The sequence below is a fragment of the Oceanobacter sp. 3_MG-2023 genome, from assembly GCF_030688925.1.
GTDB lineage: Bacteria > Pseudomonadota > Gammaproteobacteria > Pseudomonadales > Oceanobacteraceae > Oceanobacter.
This window is the reverse complement of the sequence record NZ_JAUYVX010000041.1, coordinates 1-1,067: the sequence shown is the minus strand read 5'-3', so window position 1 is coordinate 1,067 and position 1,067 is coordinate 1. Positions and strand designations below refer to the sequence as shown.

Sequence of the window (1,067 nt, the reverse complement as noted above, 5' to 3'; positions counted from 1 at the left end):
GTCACGGTTTGGTCGGTATGGTTACCAGCTCCATCGGTGGCGGTGACAGTAAAGCTGTAGCTTGGTTTGGTTTCGTAATCGGCATCCGCCAACAACGTCACTTCGCCGGTGGCTGAATTAATGCTGAACAGCCCTGCATCATCCCCTGAGAGGCTATAAACCGCCGTCGCGTCGTCCGTGGTCGCGGTGTAAATCACCGTGTTTTCACCGGAGTTTTCGTCAATGGCGGTCGCTGTTGAACCAGATGTAAATGCCGGTGCCACTTCATCCAGATCATTCACATCCAGCGTCACGGCTTGGCTATTTTGTAAACCCGCGCCGTCGGTGGCTGTAACAGTAAAGCTGTAGCTGGATTTGGTCTCATAGTCCGCATCGGCCAACAAGGTAACGTCACCTGTGGCTGAGTTGATGCTGAAGTACGCCGCATCGTCGCCAGAGAGCGAGAAAGTCACACCTCCAGAAATATCCGCGGAATCATCGGCCGTCGTGGTATACACCACTTGCCCAGCACCTGAGTTTTCAGCGATCGCAGTAGCCGTCGCGCCGGAAGTAATCGTTGGCGCGATTTCGTCGAGGTTGTTTACATCGAGTGTAACCAGTTGATCGGTATGGTTACCGGCTCCGTCGGTAGCGGTGACAGTAAAGCTGTAGCTGGACTTGGTCTCGTAATCGGCATCCGCCAACAAGGTCACTTCGCCGGTGGCTGAGTTGATGCTGAAATACGCTGCATCGTCGCCTGAGAGCGAGAAAGCCACGCCATCAGAGATATCTGCGGAGTCATCGGCAGTCGCGGTATAAATCACACTACCGGCACCGCTGTTTTCATCGATCGCGGTAGCCGTCGCGCCAGAAGTAATGCTTGGCGCTGCTTCATCCAGGTTATTAACCACCAGGGTAACGGCTTGGTCCGTGTGGTTACCGGCGCCATCTGTCGCTGTGACAGTAAAGCTGTAGCTTGGTTTGGTTTCGTAGTCGGCATCCGCCAATAACGTCACTTCGCCTGTAGCGGAGTTGATGCTGAACAGTGACGCATCTGTACCAGACAACGAATAAACCGCCGTCGCGTC

1 protein-coding gene is annotated in these 1,067 nt (G+C 54.5%); it reads right to left on the bottom strand.

Annotated features, from left to right (window positions below; genetic code table 11):
- Positions 1-1,067, bottom strand: a 1,067-nt coding sequence (locus tag Q8W32_RS16510) for a cadherin repeat domain-containing protein (protein WP_305415687.1), incomplete at both ends; no start/stop codon positions are given.